Here is an 18,101-nt window from a genome sequence, read left to right as displayed (position 1 = left end):
GAGGTCGTCAGCCGACGCGGTACTCGGCCGCCCGCTCGCCGCGCAGCCGCAGGCCGTGGCCGGGAACGTCGGCCGGGCGCAGCGCGCCGTCGATCGGCGCGGCGTAGCCGTCGACGAGCTCGCGCACGATCCGCACCTGGTCGTGGAACCACTCCAGGTGCCGCAGCCCGGGCGTGGCGGCGGCGACCGGTGCGGTGAGGTACGGCGCGCAGTGCGCGGAGACGTCGACGCCGAGCGCGGCCGCCGCGGCGGCGATGCGCCGCCACTCGGTGTAGCCCCCGCAGCGGGTGACGTCGACCTGGAGGCAGTCGACCACCGGTGCCATCCGCTGGGCGTAGGCGAGATCGTGCGTGTACTCGCCCGCGGCGACGTCGAGGTCGAGGGTGTCTCGGAGCAGGGCGAGCCCGCGCAGGTCCTCCGAGCTGACGGGCTCCTCGAACCAGCGCACTCCCAGTTCGTCCAGCCGGCGCCCGACCCGCCTGGCCCGGCCGAGGTCGTACGCGCCGTTGGCGTCGACGAAGAGCCCGACGTCGTCGCCGACGACCGACCTGGCGAGCTCGACGCGGTGCAGGTCGCGGTCGCCTCGGGTGCCCCAGGACTCGCCGATCTTGATCTTTACCGCCCGCAGCCCACGGGTCACCCACCCCTCGAGCTCCATGGCGAGCTGGTCATCGTCGTATGTCGTGAACCCGCCGCTGCCGTAGACCGGCACCGGCCGGGCGGCCGAGCCGAACCACCGGGTCAGCGGGACTCCGAGCAGCCGAGCCCCGAGGTCCCACACGGCGATGTCAACGGCGGAGATCGCCATGCCGACCAGACCGCCGCGGCCCGCGTTGCGCACCGCCCGCACCAGCGCCGCCTGAGCGTCGGCGGGGGCGAGCGGCGAGTGGTGGCCGACCAGCACCGGCGCGAGCAGGTCGGCCACCACGCGCGCGGCCGCGGCGGGGGCGTAGGTCCAGCCGGTGCCGACCTCGCCGGCGGCGCGCACCTCGACGGCGACCATCGTCGTCGCGTCCCAGACGAGGGTGCCGTCGGCCTCGGGCCGGTCGGTCGGCACCGTGTAGGCGCGCGCCTCGACCGATGAGATGGACGGCTCCCGATCGGTCACGAGAGGAGCTCCTGCGCCTTGGTCTTCAGCCCCTCCTTGAGCACCCCCCACCGGCTGGTGTCGCCCTTGATCAGCGCTCGGGCCAGGTCGGACACCTGCTCGAGCGTCGCGTGCGGCGGGATCGGTGGCACGTCGGGGTCGCAGTGCACGTCGAGGACGTGCGGCCGGTCCGCGGCCAGCGCCGCCGCCCACGCCTCCGCGAGCTGGTCCGGAGCGGTGACGGTGGTGGCGCCGAGGCCCGCGGAGCGGGCGAAGTCGGCGTACGAGACGTCCGGCAGCGCCTGGGACTCGACGAACGTCGGCGTGCCGCCCATGGCACGCAGCTCCCAGGTGACCTGGTTGAGGTCGTTGTTGTGCAGCACGACCACCACCAGGCGCGGGTCGTCCCACTCGCGCCAGTAGCGCGAGATCGTGAGCAGCTCCGCGAGCCCGTTCATCTGCATCGCGCCGTCGCCCTCGAAGGCGATCGCCGGTCGGCCGGGATGGGCGAACTTGGCGCCGATCGCGTAGGGGACCGCCGGCCCCATCGTGGCGAGGGTGCCGGAGAGCGAGCCGCGCATGGAGCCGCGCATCCGGACCTGGCGGGCGTACCAGTTGGCGGCCGAGCCGCTGTCGGAGGTGATGATCGCGTCGGCCGGCGCGACCTTCGAGAAGTCGTGGAAGATCCGCATCGGGTTGACGGGGTCGGCCTCGACCTGCGCCTCGCGCTCCATCGTCTCCCACCACTCGGCGACCTGCGAGCAGATGTCGTCGTGCCAGCCGCGGTCCTCCTTGCGCTCCAGGAGCGGGACCAGCGCGCGCAGTGTGGCGGCGGCGTCGCCGACCAGGTTGACCTCGAAGGGGTAGCGCATGCCGATCATCGAGCCGTCGAGGTCGATCTGGACGCCGCGGGCCTGGTCGAGGCCGGGCAGGAACTGGGTGTAGGGGAAGCTCGACCCGACGGTGAGCAGGGTGTCGCAGTCGCGCATCATCTCGTAGCTGGGCCGGGTGCCGAGCAGCCCGATCGAGCCGGTGACGTACGGCAGCTCGTCGCTGAGCACGTCCTTGCCGAGCAGGGCCTTGGCCACCCCGGCGCCCAGCAGCTCGGCGACCTGCTCGACCTCGGCGCGGGCGCCCCGGGCACCCTGGCCGACGAGCATGGCGACCTTGGTGCCGGAGTTGAGCACCTCGGCTGCGCGCCGCAGGCCGTCGTCGTCGGCGGCGACGGTCGGCCAGGTGAGCCCGAGGCTGGAGGGCACCATCTTGAAGGCGTGCTGCGGTGCGGCGTACTCGAGCTCCTGCACGTCGTTGGGGATGATCAGCGCGGTCGGCGCCCGGCGGCTCAGGGCGACGCGGAAGGCGCGGTCGAGCACGTTGGGCAGTTGCTCGGGCACGGTCACCATCTGCACGTAGTCGCTGGCGACGTCCTTGAACAGGCTGATCAGGTCCACCTCCTGCTGGTAGCTGCCGCCCATCGCGGTGCGGTTGGTCTGGCCGACGATCGCGACGACGGGCACGTGGTCGAGCTTGGCGTCGTAGAGGCCGTTGAGCAGATGGATCGCACCCGGGCCGGAGGTCGCCATGCACACGCCTGGCCGGTCGCCGAACTTGGCGTACCCGACGGCCTCGAAGGCGCTCATCTCCTCGTGCCGCGACTGGATGAACCGCGGTTGGTCGTCGGCGCGGGAGAACGCACCGAGGATGCCGTTGATGCCGTCGCCGGGATAGCCGAAGACCTGCTCGACGCCCCATTCGCGCAGGCGGGTCAGCAACTGGTCGGCCACGGTGGTGGTCATGTGGTGCTCCCTTCGAGGGTCGGCGTCACGGGTCGGTGGTCGTCCGGTACCCGGGCGGGCGTTCGGCGCTCAGGTTGTCGAGCAGCTGGGCCAGGTGGATCGCCTCGCGACCACCGCTGTCCAGCTCGTGGATCTGGGTGCGGCACGAGAAGCCGTCGGCCAGCACGACCGTCCCCGGCCCGGCCGCCCGCAGTCGCGGCAACAGCACCTGCTCGGCGCAGGCCTCACTCACCGCGCCGTGACCGGCGGTGAACCCGAAGTTCCCGGCCAGCCCGCAGCAGCCCGACTCCAGCCGCTCGACCTCGATCCCGGTGCGTTCGAGGAGGTCGCGGTCGGCGTCCCAGCCGAGTACGGCGTGCTGGTGGCAGTGCACCTGCGCGAGGGCACTCACCCCGGCCGGCGCGACCGGCGGCGTCCAGCCCTCGGTGTGCCCGGTGAGCAGCTCGGCGAGGGTGACCGTGTGATCGCGGACCCGGCGCGCGTCGAGGTCGTCGGGCATCAGCTCGACCGCGTCCGAGCGCAGCACGGTGGTGCAGCTCGGCTCCAGACCCACGACGAGACCTCCGTCGCGCACGTGCGCGGCGAGCTCGCGCAGCGTGTGGCGCACCCGGGCCCGGGCGACGTCGAGCTGTCCCGTGGAGAGCCACGTCAACCCGCAGCACACGGGGCGACTCGGCATCGTCACGCCCCACCCTGCCGACTCCAGCACCCCCACCGCCGCGACGCCGACCTCGGGATGGAAGTGGTTGGTGAAGGTGTCCGGCCACAGCAGCACGGTTCCGCGGCGGCCGGCCTCGCGCGCCGGGCGGTGCGTGCGCAGCCAGCGCTGCAGGGTCTGCGGGGCGAAGCGCGGCACCTCGCGGTCCTCCAGGCCGGCCGCCCGGGTGCCGATTCTGCGCAGCGCCGGCACCGAGGTGAGCCGGTTGACCGCCGGCGCGAGCCGCAGGCGGTCGATCACCATGGCGGCGGAGGGCAGGAAGCCGGTGGCGTAGTCGGCGCGGGGCCGCAGCCGATGGCGGTAGTGGTGGTGGAGGAACTCCGCCTTGTAGGTCGCCATGTCGACGTCGGCCGGGCAGTCCGACTTGCACCCCTTGCAGGCCAGGCACAGGTCGAGGGCGTCCCGAACCTCGGTGGAGCGCCAGCCGTCGGTGATCGGCCCGTCGCCGTGCCCGTCGAGCATCTCGAAGAGCAGCCGGGCGCGGCCGCGCGTGGAGTGCTCCTCCTCCCGGGTGACCTGGTACGACGGGCACATCACCGACCCGCCGTCGTGGGTGAGCTGACGGCACTTGCCGACGCCGACGCACCGGTTGGCGGCCTGGGTGAACGAGTGACCGTCGTCGGGGAACCCGAAGGCCAGTGGCCGCAGGCGCTTCGGCGCCCAGCGGCCGCCCAGTCGGAGGTGCTCGTCCAGGCCGGCCGGGTGGACGACCTTGCCCGGATTCATCAGGTCGTCGGGGTCGAAGAGGCCCTTGACGACCTCGAAGAGCCCGACCACCTCGTCGCCGAACATCCTCGGCAGCAGCTCGCCGCGGGTCTGCCCGTCGCCGTGCTCGCCCGACAGCGAGCCGCCGTACGACACGACGAGATCGGCGGCGCGCTCCAGGAATCGGCGGTATGCCGCCACGCCCTCGGTCGAGTAGAGGTCGAACGGGACCCGGGTGTGCACGCAGCCCTGGCCGAAGTGGCCGTAGAGGCTGGGGCCGGTGTCGCCGGCGTAGCCGAACTCCTCGTAGAGCACGCGCAGGTCCCGCAGGTAGTCGCCGAGCCGGTCGACCGGCACGGCGGAGTCCTCCCATCCCTCGAACGTGTCCGGTTTGCCGGGCACGTGCGCGGTGGCGCCGAGGCCGGACTCGCGGACCTGCCAGAGCTCGTGCTCGCGGGCCGGGTCGTCGTAGAACGCGACGTCGGGCGCGTGGTCGGTCGTGCCGAGCGCTCGGAGCATCTGCTCCGCGCGGCGGTCCGCCTCGTCGGCGTCCTCGCCGCCCATCTGCACCAGGAGGTAGCCGGTGCCCTCGGGTAGCTCGGCGAGCGCGTCGGGGTTCATGCCCTTCACCTGCTGATCGCGGATCAGGTACTGGTCGACGCCCTCGAGGGCGATCGGCTCGTGCTCGACGATGTGCGGCACGGCGTCCGCGGCCTCGCCGATGCTGCCGAAACCCAGCACCACGAGGGTGCGGGCCCGCACGACCGGCACCAGGTCGAGCTCGGCGGCCAGCACGGTCACGAGGGTCGCCTCGCTGCCGACCAGCAGGCCCGCGACGTCGAAGCCGTGCTCGGGCAGCAGCGAGTCGAGGTTGTAGCCGCTCACGCGACGCGGGATCCGCGGGTAGCGCGTCCGGATCAGGTCGCCGTGCTGGTCGCGCAGCCGCCGCAGCGCCCGGTGGATCTCGCCGACCCGGTCGGTCCGCCCGGCGACCGCGTCGTACTCGTGCTCGGAGAGCCTGGCGGCGCGGAACCGGGTGCCGTCGTGCAGCAGCACGTCGAGGGAGACGACGTTGTCGACCACCTTGCCGGTGCGCTGGGCCGTCGCTCCGCAGGAGTTGTTGCCGATCATGCCGCCGAGCGTGCAGTTGGGGTGGGTGGCCGGCTCGGGCCCGAAGCGCAGGCCGGTCGGCGCCAGTTGCCGGTTGAGGTCGTCGAGCACGATGCCGGGCTCCACGACGCAGCGCCGCCTGTCGGCGTCGACGGAGAGGAGTCGGTGGCAGTGCTTGGTGAAGTCGATGACGACGGCCTCGTTGGTGCACTGGCCGGCCAGGCTCGTCCCGCCTCCGCGCGGGACGATCGGCAACCCCAGCTCGTGGCAGACCGCGACGGTGTCGACCGCCGCGTCGATGGTGCGCGGGATCACCACGCCGAGCGGCACCTGCCGGAAGTTCGAGGCGTCCGTCGAGTACGCCGCGCGGCTGCCGGCGTCGAAGCGCACCTCGCCGTCGACCCGCTCGCGCAGCAGCCGTGCTGCCCGTCGCAGATCGGTCATCGGCGCCGTTCCCTCCAGGCGAGCGCCACGGCGAGGAGTCCGACCCCTCCGGCGGCGAGCAGCCCGTGGTGCTGGGATGCCCAGACCTGGGGGGAGACCCGGTGGGACCGGGCGTCGAAGGATCCGTGCGCGCCGTGGTCGGTGCCCTCCGGGCCGTCGGCGGGCCGCCACAGGTTCTCCGGCCGGTCGGGATCCCGCGGCTGGTCGGTCTGCTGGGAGTCGAAGCCGGTGCGCGCGAGGTAGCGGTCGAGGAGCCCGGGCGCGACGGCGTTCGCGAGCAGGGTCGCGGCGGTCGTCTCGCCGACCCAGTACTCCCGGCGCCCCGGGTGGTCCGCGGCGTACACGACGGCGCGGGCGGCGACCTCGGGCTGGTAGATCGGCGGCACGGGCCGCGGCTCTCGGGGCAGCCGCGACAGTACCCAGCCGAACTGCGGCGTGTTCACCGCGGGCAGCTGCACCATCGTGACCCGCACGTTGCTGCGCTCGTGGAGGAGCTCGGTCCGCAGGGCCTCGTGGAAGCCCTGGATGGCGTGCTTGGCGCCGCAGTACGCCGACTGCAGCGGGATGCCCCGGTAGGCGAGGGTCGAGCCGACCTGGACGATCGTGCCCCGGTCGCGAGGCAGCATCCGGCGCAGCGCCGTCCGGGTGCCGTGCACGTAGCCGAGGTAGCTGACCTCGGTGACCCGCTGGAACTCCTCGGGGTCGATGTCCACGAACCGCGCGAAGACCGAGGTGAACGCGACGTTCACCCAGACGTCGATCCGGCCGAGCTCGGCCTCGACCCGGTCGCCGGCCGCCTCGACGGCGGCGGCGTCGGCGACGTCGACCTCGAGGGGTAGCGCGCGCACGCCGGTCGCCCGAGCCTCGGCGGCGGCGGCCTCGAGGCCGGTGCGACCGCGAGCGAGCAGTGCGACGTCGTCGCCCCGGGAGGCGAACGCGCGTGCGACGGCTCGTCCGACGCCTGCGGACGCACCGGTGACGACGACGGTCCTCGATGGGCGCAAGGTCATCGGTCGCTCGCCTCGAACCCGTCGGTGCTGACGCCGGCGCGGCCCAGCTCCTGGCCCAGCTCCTGGGCCGTCTCCAGCAGCGCGGCGTGCACGAACGCCTGGGGGAGGTTGCCGCGCAGCTGGCGCTGCACCACGTCGTACTCCTCGGCGAAGAGGCCGGGCGGGCCCAGCGCGCCGCGGTTGCGCTCGAACCACCGCACCGCGTCGGTGACCCGGCCCAGCCGCAGGCTGGCGAGGGCGAGGTGGAAGCCGGAGAGCACGAACGCCCCCTCGGCCTGGTGGAGCGGTGCGTCCGGATCGTGCCGGAAGCGGTAGACGTAGCCGTCGTCGGCCAGGTCCTCGACGACCGCCCGGAACGTCGCGACCTGGCGTGGGTCATCGCCGGGCACCGCGCCTCGGATGCCCGGCAGCAGCAGGGCTGTGTCGACCAGCGGGTCGTCGGGGGAGCGCTGCCACCGCCCGCTCGGATGGCGGCAGTCGCGGTCGACCGACGACACCAGCCGGTCGGCCGGCTCGGCGCGCCCCACGGCGCGCAGTCCCGCCGCGCACATCAGCCGCGAATGGGCCCAGCGCCGTTCGCCGAGCTCCCAGATGCCGGCATCGGACTCGGCGTGCCGCTTCTCGATCGCCTGCACGGCCACGGTGATCGCCTCCCGCGCGTCGCGATCGAGGCGACCGGCCCGGTCGGCGGCCGCGAGCAGCAGCAGTGCCTCGCCGAACACGTCCAGCTGGAACTGGTCGTTGACGTGGTTGCCGACCCGCACGGGCGCGCCGGGATAGCCGGGCAGGTCGAGCTCCCGCTCGCCGGGCACCGGTCCGCCCGCCACGGTGTACGCCGGCCGCAGGTCGGGTCCGTCCGCGAGCAGCCGGTCCGCGACGAACCGGACCCCGGCGTCGAGCAGGTCGTGCGCGCCGACGGCCGCCGCGGCCTGGCCGGCGTAGCACTGGTCGCGGATCCAGGCGTAGCGGTAGTCGTAGTTGCGGCCCCGGTCGGCGCGCTCGGGCAGTGACGTGGTCGCCGCCGCGACCATGCCGCCCTGTCGGGAGGTCAGGCCGCGCAGCACCGCCCAGGAGTGCCGGGCGTCCCCCGGGGCCGCCGAGCCGGTCAGGTCCGGAGCGGCATCCCGCCACGCCTCCTCGGTGCGCCGCCAGGTGGTCGTCGGGTCCGGCGGCTCCGCCGGAAGGCGTGCGCCGAGCTCGAGGACGAGGTCCCGGGACTGCCCGGCCGGCACGACCAGGTCGAGGGCGAGCCGCCCGTCGTCGACCCGGGCGCCGTCGGTGGCCCCGGACCAGCGGAAGGCGAGTCCGCCGGTGCGGCCCTCCCAGCAGCCGCCCGCCCGGCGAGCCACGGCCATCGGAGAGTCGCCGAAGGCCGCTCGGCACTCCAGCAGCACCCGCACCCGTGCGTCCTCCCGGCCGGCCTCGACCCGGCGCAGCAGGACGACCCGGTCGCGCTCGCCGGGGAAGGCCAGGGCCTCGCGCGACTCGACGACGGAGCCCGTGGTCACCCAGCGGGCGCGCCAGATCAGCGTGTCCGGCTCGTAGTGACCGCCCCAGACGTACCGGGGATCGGCCGGGGTGACGGCGTAGGACCCCAGGCCGCCGAGGAGGGAGGCGAACACCGCGCCGTCGGCCCAGGCCGGGGCGCACATGAACGCGACGTCGCCGCGCGGCCCGACCAGCGCGCCGCGTTCGCCGTCGGCGAGCAGCGCGTACTGCCGCAAGGTCTCCGGTGGCGTCCAGCGGCTCACGGCTCCCTCTCCGGTCGAGGCGTCTCCACGCGCGGTGGCGGTACGCTGGCCGGTATCCATGCGCCAGCGCAAATATGTCCTGACGCGACGAGGTTTCGGTGGGCCACGGGACGAGGGCGGTGGGGTGCGGGACGGAACGGCGGCCGGCGAGCCGGTCGAGGAGCTCGTCGAGGAGCTCCTGACAGCCAGTCGGGCGCTGGTCGGCATCGCCGTGCACTCGATCGGGGCCGCGCCCACCGATGTCACCGTCGCCCAGCACCGCCTGCTGGTGCTCCTGGCGGCGCACGGTCCCCAGAGCGTCGGCGAGATCGCCGAACGCCTGGGGGTGAACCCGTCCAACGCGAGCCGGCACTGCGACCGCCTGCAGCGTCTCGGCCTGCTGTCGCGGCGGCGCTCGCCCGACGACGGTCGGGTGGTGCGCGTCGAGGTCTCCGGCCCCGGGCGTCAGCTGCTGGACGCGGTCACCGAGCGGCGGCGCGCCGACGTCCGCCGCGTCGTCGACCGGATGTCTCCGGAGGACACCGCCGTCGTGGTCGCCGCGCTCCGTGGGTTCAACGAGGCGGCGCAGGAGACCGGCCAGGACGAGTGGCCGTCACTCGGCCGCTCAGCGACCGGCGCAGGCGACGCAGGTGGCCGACCACGGCCGGAACTCGAGGCGCTCCAGTGAGATCGGCTCACCGCACGACGTACAGCGTCCGAAGGTGCCGTCAGCGATCCGCTGCTGGGCGGCGGTGATCTCGCCCAGCGTCTGTCGGAGCGCGGAGCGCTGGACGGCGGCGACCTGGTCGTCCTCCGCGAGGGGGAGCCGCTCGATCTGGTCGAGCCGGTTGGCGGCGGCCTCGCCGAGGGCCTGGCCGAGCTGGGCCAGGGTCGCGGTGGTGAGCGAGTCCGTGGTGGCGGTGGGAGTGGGCGTGTTCACGTGGTCCTCCTGATGAGGTGGCTAGATGTCGAGCGCGCAGTAGACGCACCGTGGCGTCCAGGGCTTCTCGCGCAGGGCCGAGAGCGAGATCGGTCCGGAGCAGTCGGTGCAGGTGCCGTAGGTGCCCGCCGCCAGACGCGCGCGGGCCTGCGCGGCCTCGCGTGCAACGCGCTGCAGCTGGGCCTGGCGGGCCAGCGAGCGGTGGCTGAGCTCGGCCAGCGGAGGCATCCGGCGCAACGCGCGGCCGAGCGCGCGGAGGATCTCCTCCAGTCGTCGCGGGGTGTCGGTCGGCAGGGCGACGGTGTCGTCGAAGCGGGTCAGCGAGGAGCCCCTCGGTGGCTGGAGCACCGCGAAGGCGGCCGCCTGCTCACGCGTGGCGTCGGCGGTACGAGTGGTCCGTGCGGCGAACCGCCCGGCGGGAGCGGGGGCGGCGAGTTGCTGGGTCATGAAGGCCTCCAGGGGTCGAACGTCGATCCCGGTGGGGTGGTGTGGATGGTGCCGTCGAGCCGGGCTCAGCGGCGGATGCAGCGGTCGCAGATCGTCGTCCACGGCCGCAGCTCCAGCGACCGGTCGTCGATGTACTGCTCACAGCGGGAGCAGAGGCCGTAGGTGCCGGCCTCGAGCCGTTCCTGGGCGGCGATGATCGAGTCGAGGATCCGCGTGACGCTGGTCCGGTGCATCGTGGCGACCGGGCTGGAGTCCTGGGGGAGGTCCTTCAGCTGGGCCCGACGGGCCCGCGCCGCCTCGGTGAGGAGGGCGGTGAGGTGCTCGATGCTCTGCTGGCTGAGCTGGTCGTTCGGGTGTGCGGCGAGCCGAGTGGAAGCACGCATTGGTCCTGTCCTGTCGTCCGGATAAGCAAAAGCCGCGAACTCGTCGGGACGAGTCCGCGTGCCGGGGGTGGGATGAGCGACAGGTCAGGCGGGCGGAGCGCGATCGACGCTCCGGCGGAGGATGTCGAGACCGCGCATGCCGCGGGCGATCTCACTCAGCTCGAGAGCGAGCAGGGCGGCACCGGAGGGCACGTGCGACGGACCGGCCGTCGTCGTGTGCGCCTTGCGGATGGGTGCCATGTTCGGACCATAGCACCGGGGGTCGAGGAATGCGCCGCGGAAGGCGGCACCCCTGGGGACCCCCGGTGCTCGGCCCGGCTGGTCGGAGTCGACCGGCCGGTGATCAGATGACGCCGAGCGCGAGCATCGCGTCGGCGACCTGGGTGAAGCCGGCGATGTTGGCGCCGGCGAGGTAGTTGCCGGGCTGGCCGTACTCGTCGGCGGTCGCCAGGCAGCGGTCGTGGATCTTGCGCATGATGTCGGCGAGACGACGCTCGGTGTAGTCGAAGGACCACGAGTCGCGCGAGGCGTTCTGCTGCATCTCCAGGGCGCTGGTGGCCACGCCGCCGGCGTTCGCCGCCTTGCCCGGCGCGAACGCGATGCCGGCCTCGCTGAAGCGGCGCACCGCCTCGGGGGTGCAGGGCATGTTCGCGCCCTCGGCGACCACCGAGCAGCCGTTGCGCACCAGGGCGGTGGCGTCGGTGCCGTTCAGTTCGTTCTGCGTCGCGCACGGCAGCGCGATGTCGCAGGGGACGTTCCAGATCGACCGGCCCTCGACGTAGTCGGCGCCCGCGCGCTCCTCCGCGTAGGCGGAGATGCGGGCCCGGCGCCCCTCCTTGATCTCCTTCAGGAGGTCGAGGTCGATGCCCTTCTCGTCGTGGACGTAGCCGGTGGAGTCGGAGCAGGCGACGACGACCGCGCCCAGCCGCTGCAGCTTCTCGATGGCGTAGATCGCGACGTTGCCGGACCCGGAGACCACGGCGGTCTTCCCGTCCAGGCTCTCGCCGCGGGTCTTGAGGATCTCGTCGACGAAGAAGACGGTGCCGTAACCGGTGGCCTCGGTGCGGACCTGCGAGCCGCCCCAGGTCAGGCCCTTGCCGGTCAGCACGCCGGACTCGTAGCGGTTCGTGATCCGCTTGTACTGGCCGAACAGGTAGCCGATCTCGCGTCCGCCGACGCCGATGTCGCCGGCCGGCACGTCGGTGTACTCGCCGATGTGCCGGTAGAGCTCGGTCATGAACGACTGGCAGAACCGCATGATCTCGTGGTCCGAGCGACCCTTCGGGTCGAAGTCGGAGCCGCCCTTGCCGCCGCCGATCGGCAGCCCGGTCAGGGAGTTCTTGAAGATCTGCTCGAAGCCGAGGAACTTCACGATGCCGAGGTTGACCGAGGGGTGGAAGCGCAGCCCGCCCTTGTACGGCCCGAGGGCGGAGTTGAACTCCACGCGGAAGCCGCGGTTGATCTGCACGTCGCCGCGGTCGTCGACCCACGGCACGCGGAAGATGATCTGCCGCTCGGGCTCGCACAGCCGCGGGATGATCGCGGCGTCGACGTACTGGGGGTGCTTGGCGATGACCGGGCCGAGCGAGTCGAGCACCTCGTGTGCCGCCTGGTGGAACTCGCGCTCGCCGGGGTTGCGGCGCAGCAGCTCGTCGTAGACGTCTTGCAGCTTCTCGTCGAGGACGGACACGGGTGCTCCTTGCGATCGGTTCGTTCCGGAGCCTGCAACGCCGAAGGCCCTTGACCTCGCGAATCCTAGGCGGTCACCGGGCGTCAGACCTGCCGGGTCTCACGGTCAGCGGTGTGATGTGTGCGGCGCGGCGCGCGGCCCGGCGAGAGACAGGGCCCCGATCACAGCCGCTGTCGGCCGGGTCGGCCGGGAAGAAGGTCTCGCAGCACTCGGTCTCGACGGCACGGCCCGCCGCCGCTGATCACGTCGTGGCGGCGCCGGCCGAGCGGTACCGATCGAGGAGCACGACAGTGTCACGATGGGCTTCTGCACAAGGAGCTGCCGGGACGTCTGCGACCGCGACCGGAGGGCCCGGCAACGACCGCACGGCACTAGGGAGTGTCTGGTTATTCGCGAAGCCAGATGAGGATGGCGCTGAGGACGACGCCGCCGCGGTAGGTCGTGGCGTGCTTGTCGTAGCGGGTCGCGATCCCGCGCCATTGCTTGTGGTCGTTGAAGGACCGCTCGACCACGTTGCGCCGTTTGTAGATGACGGGGTCGAACGAGGGTGGTCGTCCTCCTGCTGAGCCACGACGGATGCGGTTGCCGATCTCGTCGTCTCGCTGCGGGATGACTGTTCGGACCCGCTTGCTGCGCAGCAGGGCGCGGTTGGCGCGCGAGGAGTAGGCCTTGTCTCCGAGCAGACGGTCGGGTCGGGTGCGCGGCCGGCCGGGTCCGATTCGTTTGACCGCGAGGTCGGCCAGCAAGAACTTGAGCATCGGGGCATCGCCGGCCTGGCCCGCGGTCAGACCGATCACCAGCGGTCGCTTGCGGCCGTCGACGAGCTGGTGGACCTTGGTCGACAACCCGCCCCGGGAACGGCCGATCGCATGATCGGGAGGCTCGTGAGCCGGGGCCGCGGCGGAGTTCTTGTAGTTCGACTCAGCCCCCTGTGAGGCCGGCAGGCCGCTCCTCGCGCGACAGCGTGGTGGCGTGCTGGTGGGCCCGGTTGATCGTGGCGTCCACCGACACGGTCCAGTCGACCTCGCCCGCCGCGTCCGCCTCGGCGATCAGCTGGGCATGGATCCGGTCCCAGGTGCCGTCCCGGGAGAACGCCTGATGCCGCTCCCACACCGTCTGCCACGGCCCGAACGAGCCCGGCAAGTCACGCCACGCGACCCCGGTCCGGTAGCGGTAGATGATCCCTTCGACCACCTGCCGGTGATCGCGCCACGGTCGACCACGACGACCCTCGGAGGAGGGCATCATCGGCTCGATACGGGACCACTGAGCATCGCTCAACACCTCGACACGCGACATGGGTCAACAATCACCCACCCAACCGCCCCGAATTAGCAGACACGCCCTAGCGGCCATCACCGGCCACCCCCGAGGAACTTCCAGCGACGACCACTAGATGACTAATTCCAAGGCCTCGCACGCTGCGCGACGCTCATCATCCGCTCCGGCGGCGTTGCCGACGCTTGAAAGACGTCCAGTCTGCCGACGCATCGGCGCCTTGCCGGCGCGGCGCTGAGCGCCGCTCGCTTGCACGATCCCTTGGAGTTAGTCATCTAGGCTGCGGCCCCGTGAACACCGACACCGAGCACCTCCTCCTGCGCCGCGCGGTCGAGCTCGCCGCGGCGAACGTACGCGGCGGCGGCCGGCCCTTCGGCGCGCTGGTCGTGCTCGACGGCCAGGTCCTCGCCGAGGGCGTGAACACCACGACGTCGAGCGGTGACCCGGTCGCACACGCCGAGGCCGAGGCGATCCGCGCGGCATGCCGGGAGCGCGGCACGCTGCGACTCGACGATGCCGTGGTCTACGCCAGCGGTGAGCCCTGCGTGATGTGCCAGGCGCTCGCCAAGGCCGTCGGCGTCGCGGCGATGGTGTTCGCGGTCTCGTCCGCCGAGGCGGCCGTCGCCGGCTGGCCCTTCTCCGAGGAGTCCTTGCGGCTGCACGCGGCCTGGACCGCCGCCGCCGGCGGGTACGCCCGGCAGGGCGACGTGCCCGAGGCGGCGCAGCCGATTTCCTCGTGGGCGACCGCCCAGCCCTGACCGGCGCCCCTCAGTCCGGGTCGGCGCCGCCCTCGCCGGCCGTGCCGGCGGCATGCTCTGCGGCCAGCAGCGAGAGGCCCAGGGCGGCGAGCAGCCCGTTGCCGGCGAGGTAGCCCCCGGCCCCGGCGCCGGACATGCCGACCGCCGCTCCGCCGGCGGCGTACACGCCGGCCACCGGGCCGCCGTCGGGCCGCAGCACCCGCGCATGCTCGTCGATCGAGAGGCCGCCCTGGGTGTGGAAGAGGGCGGGCCGGACCGAGATCGCGGCCAGCGCGCCGGCGAGTGGCGCCTCCCAGTGGGTGCGGCCGAAGCGGTCGGGGCGCTCGCCGCGCGCGACCAGGCCGGTCTCGGCGACCGTGGCGGCCAGCCCCTGCGGGTCGATCCCGGTCCGCTCGGCGAGCTCGGCGGGAGAGTCGCCCCACCGGACCGCGCCGGTCGCGACGGTCTCCTGGTAGTCGCGGAATGCCAGGCAGGCCTCGTGGATCCGCCGATCCACGACGATCCAGGCCTCGCCGCCGGCCCGGTCCAGCACCACGCTGGCGTACTCGGAGTAGCCCGTCGTCTCGTCGCCGAACCTGGCGCCCGCCCGGTCGACGAGGAAGCCGCCGTGCATCACCGTGGCCCAGCCGGCGAGCGTCGCGCCGGGCATCGCGACGGCGGCATGGCCCTGGTAGGCGTCGAGCTGCGCCACCGCCGCCCCGAGCGCGCCGCCCAGCCGCAGGGCGTCGCCCGTGGACCCCTCGCTGCCGTGGTAGAGCGCGCCGGCCATCTCCGGCAGGTGCCGGCGCACCAGGTCCGGGTCGCCGGCGAAGCCGTTCGTGGCCAGCAGCAGCGCCCGGGCGGGCACGGACTCCGTGCCGTGGGGGGTGCGCAGCGTCACGCCGCGCAGCCGCCCGTCGTGCTCGACGTCCACGAGCTCGGCGGGCGCCATCAGGTCGATCTCCGGGCGGCGTCGGACCGCGGCGAGGAGCGCGGCCAGCATCGTGCGCCCGCTGCGGTCGGGGACCGTGTGGCAGCGCCACACCGAGTGGCCGGGGTAGTCGAAGTCGGTGACCAGGTCCAGGTCCAGGCCCGCGTGGTCGGCCAGCCACTCCACCAGCCGCGCGCTCACCCCGGCCAGCGTCGCGGCGACCCTCGGGTCGGCGGAGCCGCCGGTCTTGCGGCGGACGTCGTCCAGGAACCGGCCGGCGTCGTCCGCGACGCCGGCCGCCCGCTGCCAGCGGCTGCCGGCGCCGGGGATCATCGCCGTCGACATCGACGTGTTGTTGCCGAGCGCGAAGTGCTCGCTCCGGTCCACGACCAGGACCGAGAGCCCCAGCTCGGCCGCCCGCAGCGCGGCGACCAGGCCGCCTCCCGCGCCGGCCACCACGAGGTCGACCCGCTCGTCGTCGGCGTCCTCGACCCGAGGCTCATCCATGACGTCCCCCTTCGGGAGCGAGGTGGGCGGTCGGCCTCGCCGAAAGGTACGCTGAGCGGACCTGCATACCGCTGACCGGAACACGCGTTCCCGCCGAGGAGTCCCGATGCGACACGTCCCCGCCTTCCCTCGGTCGTTCCTGTACGTTCCCGGCGACCGACCGGACCTGTTCGCCAAGGCCCAGGCGGGCGACGCCGACGCCGTCATCCTGGACCTCGAGGACGCGGTGCCGGTCGCCGGCCGGGCCGCGGCGCGCGCCGAGGTGACGGCCTGGCTGCCCACGGTCGAGGAGCCGGACCGCTGGTGGGTGCGTCTGGACCCGACGAGTCTCGCCGAGGACCTGCGCCCGGTCGCGGAGTCCGGCGCCGCCGGGGTGGTGCTGGCGAAGGTCTCGCTCGCGGCGCTCGACCAGGCCGACGCGATCCTGCGCGGCATCGGGGCCGCGGCCTCCGGGACGAGCGTCGTGGGCCTGGTCGAGTCCGCAGCGACCTACGCCGCCCTGGCGCAGCTGGTCCGGCACCCGCGCCTGCTCACCCTGGGCATCGGGGAGGTGGACCTGCTGGCCGACCTCGGGATCGTCGCCTCCGAGCGGACCGCCGAGGCGATCGACGCCCTGCGCACCCAGGTAGTGGTGCAGTGCGCGGCCGCGGGGCTGAGAGCCCCGATCGCCCCGACCTCGACCCGGTTCCGCGAGCTGGACGAGTTCGCGGACACCACCAGGCTGCTGCACGAGCTCGGGTTCGGATCCCGCACCGCGATCCACCCCGGACAGGTCGCGGTGATCCACCGGGTGCTGACCCCGACGGCCGAGGAGCTGGCCTCGGCCGCCGAGGTCGTCGCCCGCTTCGAGGAGGCCGGGCAGGGGGTGGCCGTCGACGGCGAGGGCCGGCTGATCGACGCCGCCGTCGTCCGCCAGGCCCGGCGCACCCTCTCCCGGCAGCCGTCGCACTAGATAACTAATTCCAAGGTCTCGCACGTTACGCGACGCTCAGCATCCACGCTGGCTGCGTTGCCAGCGCTCGAGAGACATCCAGTCTGTCGTCGCGCCGGCGCCTGGCCAGCGCGGCGCTGAGCGCCGCTCGCTTGCACGATCCCTTGGAATTACTCATCTAGTCGGCGCGGCCCGCGCGGCGCTGGTACCGCCCGCGCGGCGCCCCGGTCATCGCGCCGTCGGTGAGCACGGCCTCGCCGCGCAGGTAGGTGTCGGTCACGCGGGCGGTCAGGGTGAAGCCCTCGAAGGGCGTGTACTCCTGGGTGGAGAGCGAGTCCTCGGCACGCACGACGTACTCGACGTCGTCGTCGACCAGGCAGAAGTCGGCGTCGTATCCGACCGCCACGTCTCCCTTGTGCGACAGGCCGTAGCGCTGCGCCGGGTTGCGCGCGACCAGCTCGGCGATCCGGTTGTAGGACAGGCCGCGCTTGCGGCCCTCGCTGATCATTCCGGGCAGCAGGTACTCCGCGCCGCCGAAGCCCGACTTGGCCAGGAAGACGTCCTCGCGGGGGTCGCCGAACTTCGCCTCGTCGCGGCAGCAGGCGTGGTCGGAGCAGACCCAGTCCACGTCGCCGGCGAGCACGTGCTCCCACAGCGCCTCGACGTCCTCGCGCGAGCGCAGCGGTGGGTTGACCTTGCCTCCGGGCGCGGCGGTGTGGAAGTCGGCGAGCAGGTGCCCGACGGTGACCTCGCGGCGGAAGGCGATGTGGGGGAAGGTCTGCTGCATCAGCATCGCCGACTCCATCGCCTTGCGGCTGGTGAGGTGGAGCAGGTTGATGTTGGGCAGTTCGGTCTCATGGGCGAGGTAGGAGGCGATGGCGATCGCCAGCCCCTCCGAGTGCGGCGGACGGGACGCGGAGTAGGCCTCGAGCCCGGTCAGGGTGCCGTCCTCCTCGACCAGCCGGGTGTAGGCGCGCATGATCTCGGCCGTCTCGCAGTGCAGGGACAGCGAGATGTGGTCGCGGTCGGCGGCGAAGCGCGGGTCCTGCCGGGCCGCCTCGATCCCGCGCATCACGAACTCGAAGTGGGCCAGGTCGTAGGCCTCGCCCTCCGGCAGCATCAGGAATGAGCCCTGGTCGCTGGAGCGTCCGTGCAGCCCGTGGCTGCCGTAGAACATGAAGACCTTGAACGAGGCCACGCCGAAGTCCTCGATGAGCATCGGGATCTCGTCGATGTGCTCGCGCAGGATCGGCGCGACGTGGAAGGCGTAGTCCACGTAGGACCGTCCCTCCACTGCGTCCAGGATCTCCGGGAAGACCTTGCGGTACGGGCCGGTGCGGTTCAGGTAGTAGGCGCCGGTGCGGATGTAGGTGATGCCCGAGGTCACGCCACCCTGGGCGGCGGCCTGGCTCTCGGTGTCCGCGTCGGTGCTCAGCGGGTTGTAGATGCCCCAGTGCTGGTGGACGTCCACCACGCCGGGGAACAGGTGCCGGCCGCGCGCGTCGAGCGTGCGGGCCGCCCGCGCCGGATCGATGTCCGGCTCGACGAGCGCGAACCGTCCGTCCTTGACGGCGATGTCGAGCCGCTCCGGGGAGCTCTGGCCCGCGCGGACGACGGTGGCGTTCGAGATGACGAGATCGAAGTCGGTCATGGAGGT

Annotated in this window: 16 protein-coding genes; 3 read left to right on the top strand and 13 right to left on the bottom strand. The window is 73.0% G+C overall.

Annotation, left to right across the window (positions count from 1 at the left end):
- Positions 1-7 precede the first annotated feature (7 nt).
- The 5 genes from FHU40_RS08055 to FHU40_RS08035 are packed head-to-tail and all read right to left on the bottom strand — an operon-like array spanning position 8 to position 8,621.
- A complete protein-coding gene (locus FHU40_RS08055; protein WP_343057781.1) occupies positions 8-1,108 on the bottom strand; it encodes an enolase C-terminal domain-like protein in 1,101 nt (366 codons plus the stop codon).
- Positions 1,105-2,883 carry a thiamine pyrophosphate-requiring protein gene (locus tag FHU40_RS08050; RefSeq protein ID WP_183591696.1) on the bottom strand — a complete coding sequence of 593 codons (1,779 nt, stop codon included), beginning with the start codon at positions 2,881-2,883 and terminating at the stop codon, positions 1,105-1,107. The genes FHU40_RS08055 and FHU40_RS08050 overlap by 4 nt, the downstream gene beginning before the upstream one ends.
- Before the next feature lie 25 nt (positions 2,884-2,908).
- Positions 2,909-5,860: an FAD-binding and (Fe-S)-binding domain-containing protein gene (locus FHU40_RS08045; RefSeq protein WP_183591695.1), complete on the bottom strand. Its 2,952-nt coding sequence runs from the start codon at positions 5,858-5,860 to the stop codon at positions 2,909-2,911.
- On the bottom strand, positions 5,857-6,870 hold the full coding sequence (locus tag FHU40_RS08040; RefSeq protein ID WP_183591694.1) for an SDR family oxidoreductase: 1,014 nt from the start codon (positions 6,868-6,870) through the stop codon (positions 5,857-5,859). Before FHU40_RS08040 ends, FHU40_RS08045 begins: the two co-directional genes overlap by 4 nt.
- Positions 6,867-8,621: a glycoside hydrolase family 15 protein gene (locus FHU40_RS08035; protein WP_221199530.1), complete on the bottom strand. Its 1,755-nt coding sequence runs from the start codon at positions 8,619-8,621 to the stop codon at positions 6,867-6,869. Before FHU40_RS08035 ends, FHU40_RS08040 begins: the two co-directional genes overlap by 4 nt.
- 124 nt (positions 8,622-8,745) lie before the next feature.
- On the opposite strand from FHU40_RS08035, the gene FHU40_RS29380 reads away from it, so the two are divergent.
- Positions 8,746-9,288 (top strand): MarR family transcriptional regulator, encoded by a 543-nt coding sequence (locus tag FHU40_RS29380; protein ID WP_183591692.1) that lies wholly within the window; start codon positions 8,746-8,748, stop codon positions 9,286-9,288.
- Here FHU40_RS29380 and FHU40_RS29375 read toward each other — a convergent pair.
- The 6 genes from FHU40_RS29375 to FHU40_RS08000 all read right to left on the bottom strand — a co-directional run bounded on the left by FHU40_RS29375 (position 9,226) and on the right by FHU40_RS08000 (position 13,359).
- On the bottom strand, positions 9,226-9,540 hold the full coding sequence (locus tag FHU40_RS29375) for a TraR/DksA family transcriptional regulator (protein ID WP_183591691.1): 315 nt from the start codon (positions 9,538-9,540) through the stop codon (positions 9,226-9,228). The two genes, FHU40_RS29380 and FHU40_RS29375, sit on opposite strands and share 63 nt — an antisense overlap.
- Before the next feature lie 21 nt (positions 9,541-9,561).
- A complete protein-coding gene (locus FHU40_RS08020; RefSeq protein ID WP_183591690.1) occupies positions 9,562-9,987 on the bottom strand; it encodes a TraR/DksA C4-type zinc finger protein in 426 nt (141 codons plus the stop codon).
- Positions 9,988-10,052: 65 nt separating this feature from the next.
- Complete coding sequence (locus FHU40_RS08015; RefSeq protein ID WP_183591689.1) at positions 10,053-10,370, bottom strand: TraR/DksA C4-type zinc finger protein; 318 nt, start codon at positions 10,368-10,370, stop codon at positions 10,053-10,055.
- An 84-nt stretch (positions 10,371-10,454) separates the two neighbouring features.
- Entirely contained in the window at positions 10,455-10,610 is a 156-nt protein-coding gene (locus FHU40_RS08010) for a hypothetical protein (protein WP_183591688.1), read from the bottom strand.
- 103 nt (positions 10,611-10,713) lie between these two features.
- Complete coding sequence (gdhA, locus tag FHU40_RS08005) at positions 10,714-12,060, bottom strand: NADP-specific glutamate dehydrogenase (protein WP_183591687.1); 1,347 nt, start codon at positions 12,058-12,060, stop codon at positions 10,714-10,716.
- A gap of 386 nt (positions 12,061-12,446) precedes the next feature.
- A protein-coding gene (locus tag FHU40_RS08000) for an IS5 family transposase (protein ID WP_425490146.1) occupies positions 12,447-13,359 on the bottom strand; the annotation gives its coding sequence in 2 pieces (ribosomal slippage) (positions 12,447-13,020 and positions 13,019-13,359; 915 coding nt in all).
- 269 nt (positions 13,360-13,628) lie between these two features.
- On the opposite strand from FHU40_RS08000, the gene FHU40_RS07995 reads away from it, so the two are divergent.
- A complete protein-coding gene (locus FHU40_RS07995) occupies positions 13,629-14,096 on the top strand; it encodes a deaminase (RefSeq protein ID WP_183591686.1) in 468 nt (155 codons plus the stop codon).
- A gap of 10 nt (positions 14,097-14,106) precedes the next feature.
- Here the strand turns inward: FHU40_RS07995 and FHU40_RS07990 are convergent, their stop codons facing one another.
- Positions 14,107-15,513, bottom strand: a complete 1,407-nt coding sequence (locus tag FHU40_RS07990; RefSeq protein ID WP_183591685.1) for an FAD-dependent oxidoreductase — start codon at positions 15,511-15,513, stop codon at positions 14,107-14,109.
- 106 nt (positions 15,514-15,619) lie between these two features.
- On the opposite strand from FHU40_RS07990, the gene FHU40_RS07985 reads away from it, so the two are divergent.
- Positions 15,620-16,465 carry an HpcH/HpaI aldolase/citrate lyase family protein gene (locus FHU40_RS07985; protein ID WP_183591684.1) on the top strand — a complete coding sequence of 282 codons (846 nt, stop codon included), beginning with the start codon at positions 15,620-15,622 and terminating at the stop codon, positions 16,463-16,465.
- Positions 16,466-16,622: 157 nt separating this feature from the next.
- On the opposite strand, the gene FHU40_RS07980 is transcribed toward FHU40_RS07985, so the two are convergent.
- Positions 16,623-18,095 (bottom strand): dihydroorotase, encoded by a 1,473-nt coding sequence (locus tag FHU40_RS07980; protein WP_183591683.1) that lies wholly within the window; start codon positions 18,093-18,095, stop codon positions 16,623-16,625.
- Positions 18,096-18,101 lie beyond the last annotated feature (6 nt).

The organism is Nocardioides soli (assembly GCF_014191495.1).
Taxonomy (GTDB): domain Bacteria; phylum Actinomycetota; class Actinomycetes; order Propionibacteriales; family Nocardioidaceae; genus Nocardioides; species Nocardioides soli.
Note: the sequence above shows the minus strand (reverse complement) of the source record. Positions and strands in the feature narration are given on the sequence as shown.

Excerpts from the sequence above, each read along its gene's own strand:
- FHU40_RS08050 (WP_183591696.1), bottom strand. The coding sequence starts at position 2,883 with ATGACCACCACCGTGGCCGACCAGTTGCTGACCCGCCTGCGCGAATGG.
- FHU40_RS08045 (WP_183591695.1), bottom strand. The coding sequence starts at position 5,860 with ATGACCGATCTGCGACGGGCAGCACGGCTGCTGCGCGAGCGGGTCGAC.
- FHU40_RS08040 (WP_183591694.1), bottom strand. The coding sequence starts at position 6,870 with ATGACCTTGCGCCCATCGAGGACCGTCGTCGTCACCGGTGCGTCCGCA.
- FHU40_RS08020 (WP_183591690.1), bottom strand. The coding sequence starts at position 9,987 with ATGACCCAGCAACTCGCCGCCCCCGCTCCCGCCGGGCGGTTCGCCGCA.
- FHU40_RS08015 (WP_183591689.1), bottom strand. The coding sequence starts at position 10,370 with ATGCGTGCTTCCACTCGGCTCGCCGCACACCCGAACGACCAGCTCAGC.
- FHU40_RS08010 (WP_183591688.1), bottom strand. The coding sequence starts at position 10,610 with ATGGCACCCATCCGCAAGGCGCACACGACGACGGCCGGTCCGTCGCAC.
- FHU40_RS07990 (WP_183591685.1), bottom strand. The coding sequence starts at position 15,513 with ATGGATGAGCCTCGGGTCGAGGACGCCGACGACGAGCGGGTCGACCTC.
- FHU40_RS07985 (WP_183591684.1), top strand. The coding sequence starts at position 15,620 with ATGCGACACGTCCCCGCCTTCCCTCGGTCGTTCCTGTACGTTCCCGGC.
- FHU40_RS07980 (WP_183591683.1), bottom strand. The coding sequence starts at position 18,095 with ATGACCGACTTCGATCTCGTCATCTCGAACGCCACCGTCGTCCGCGCG.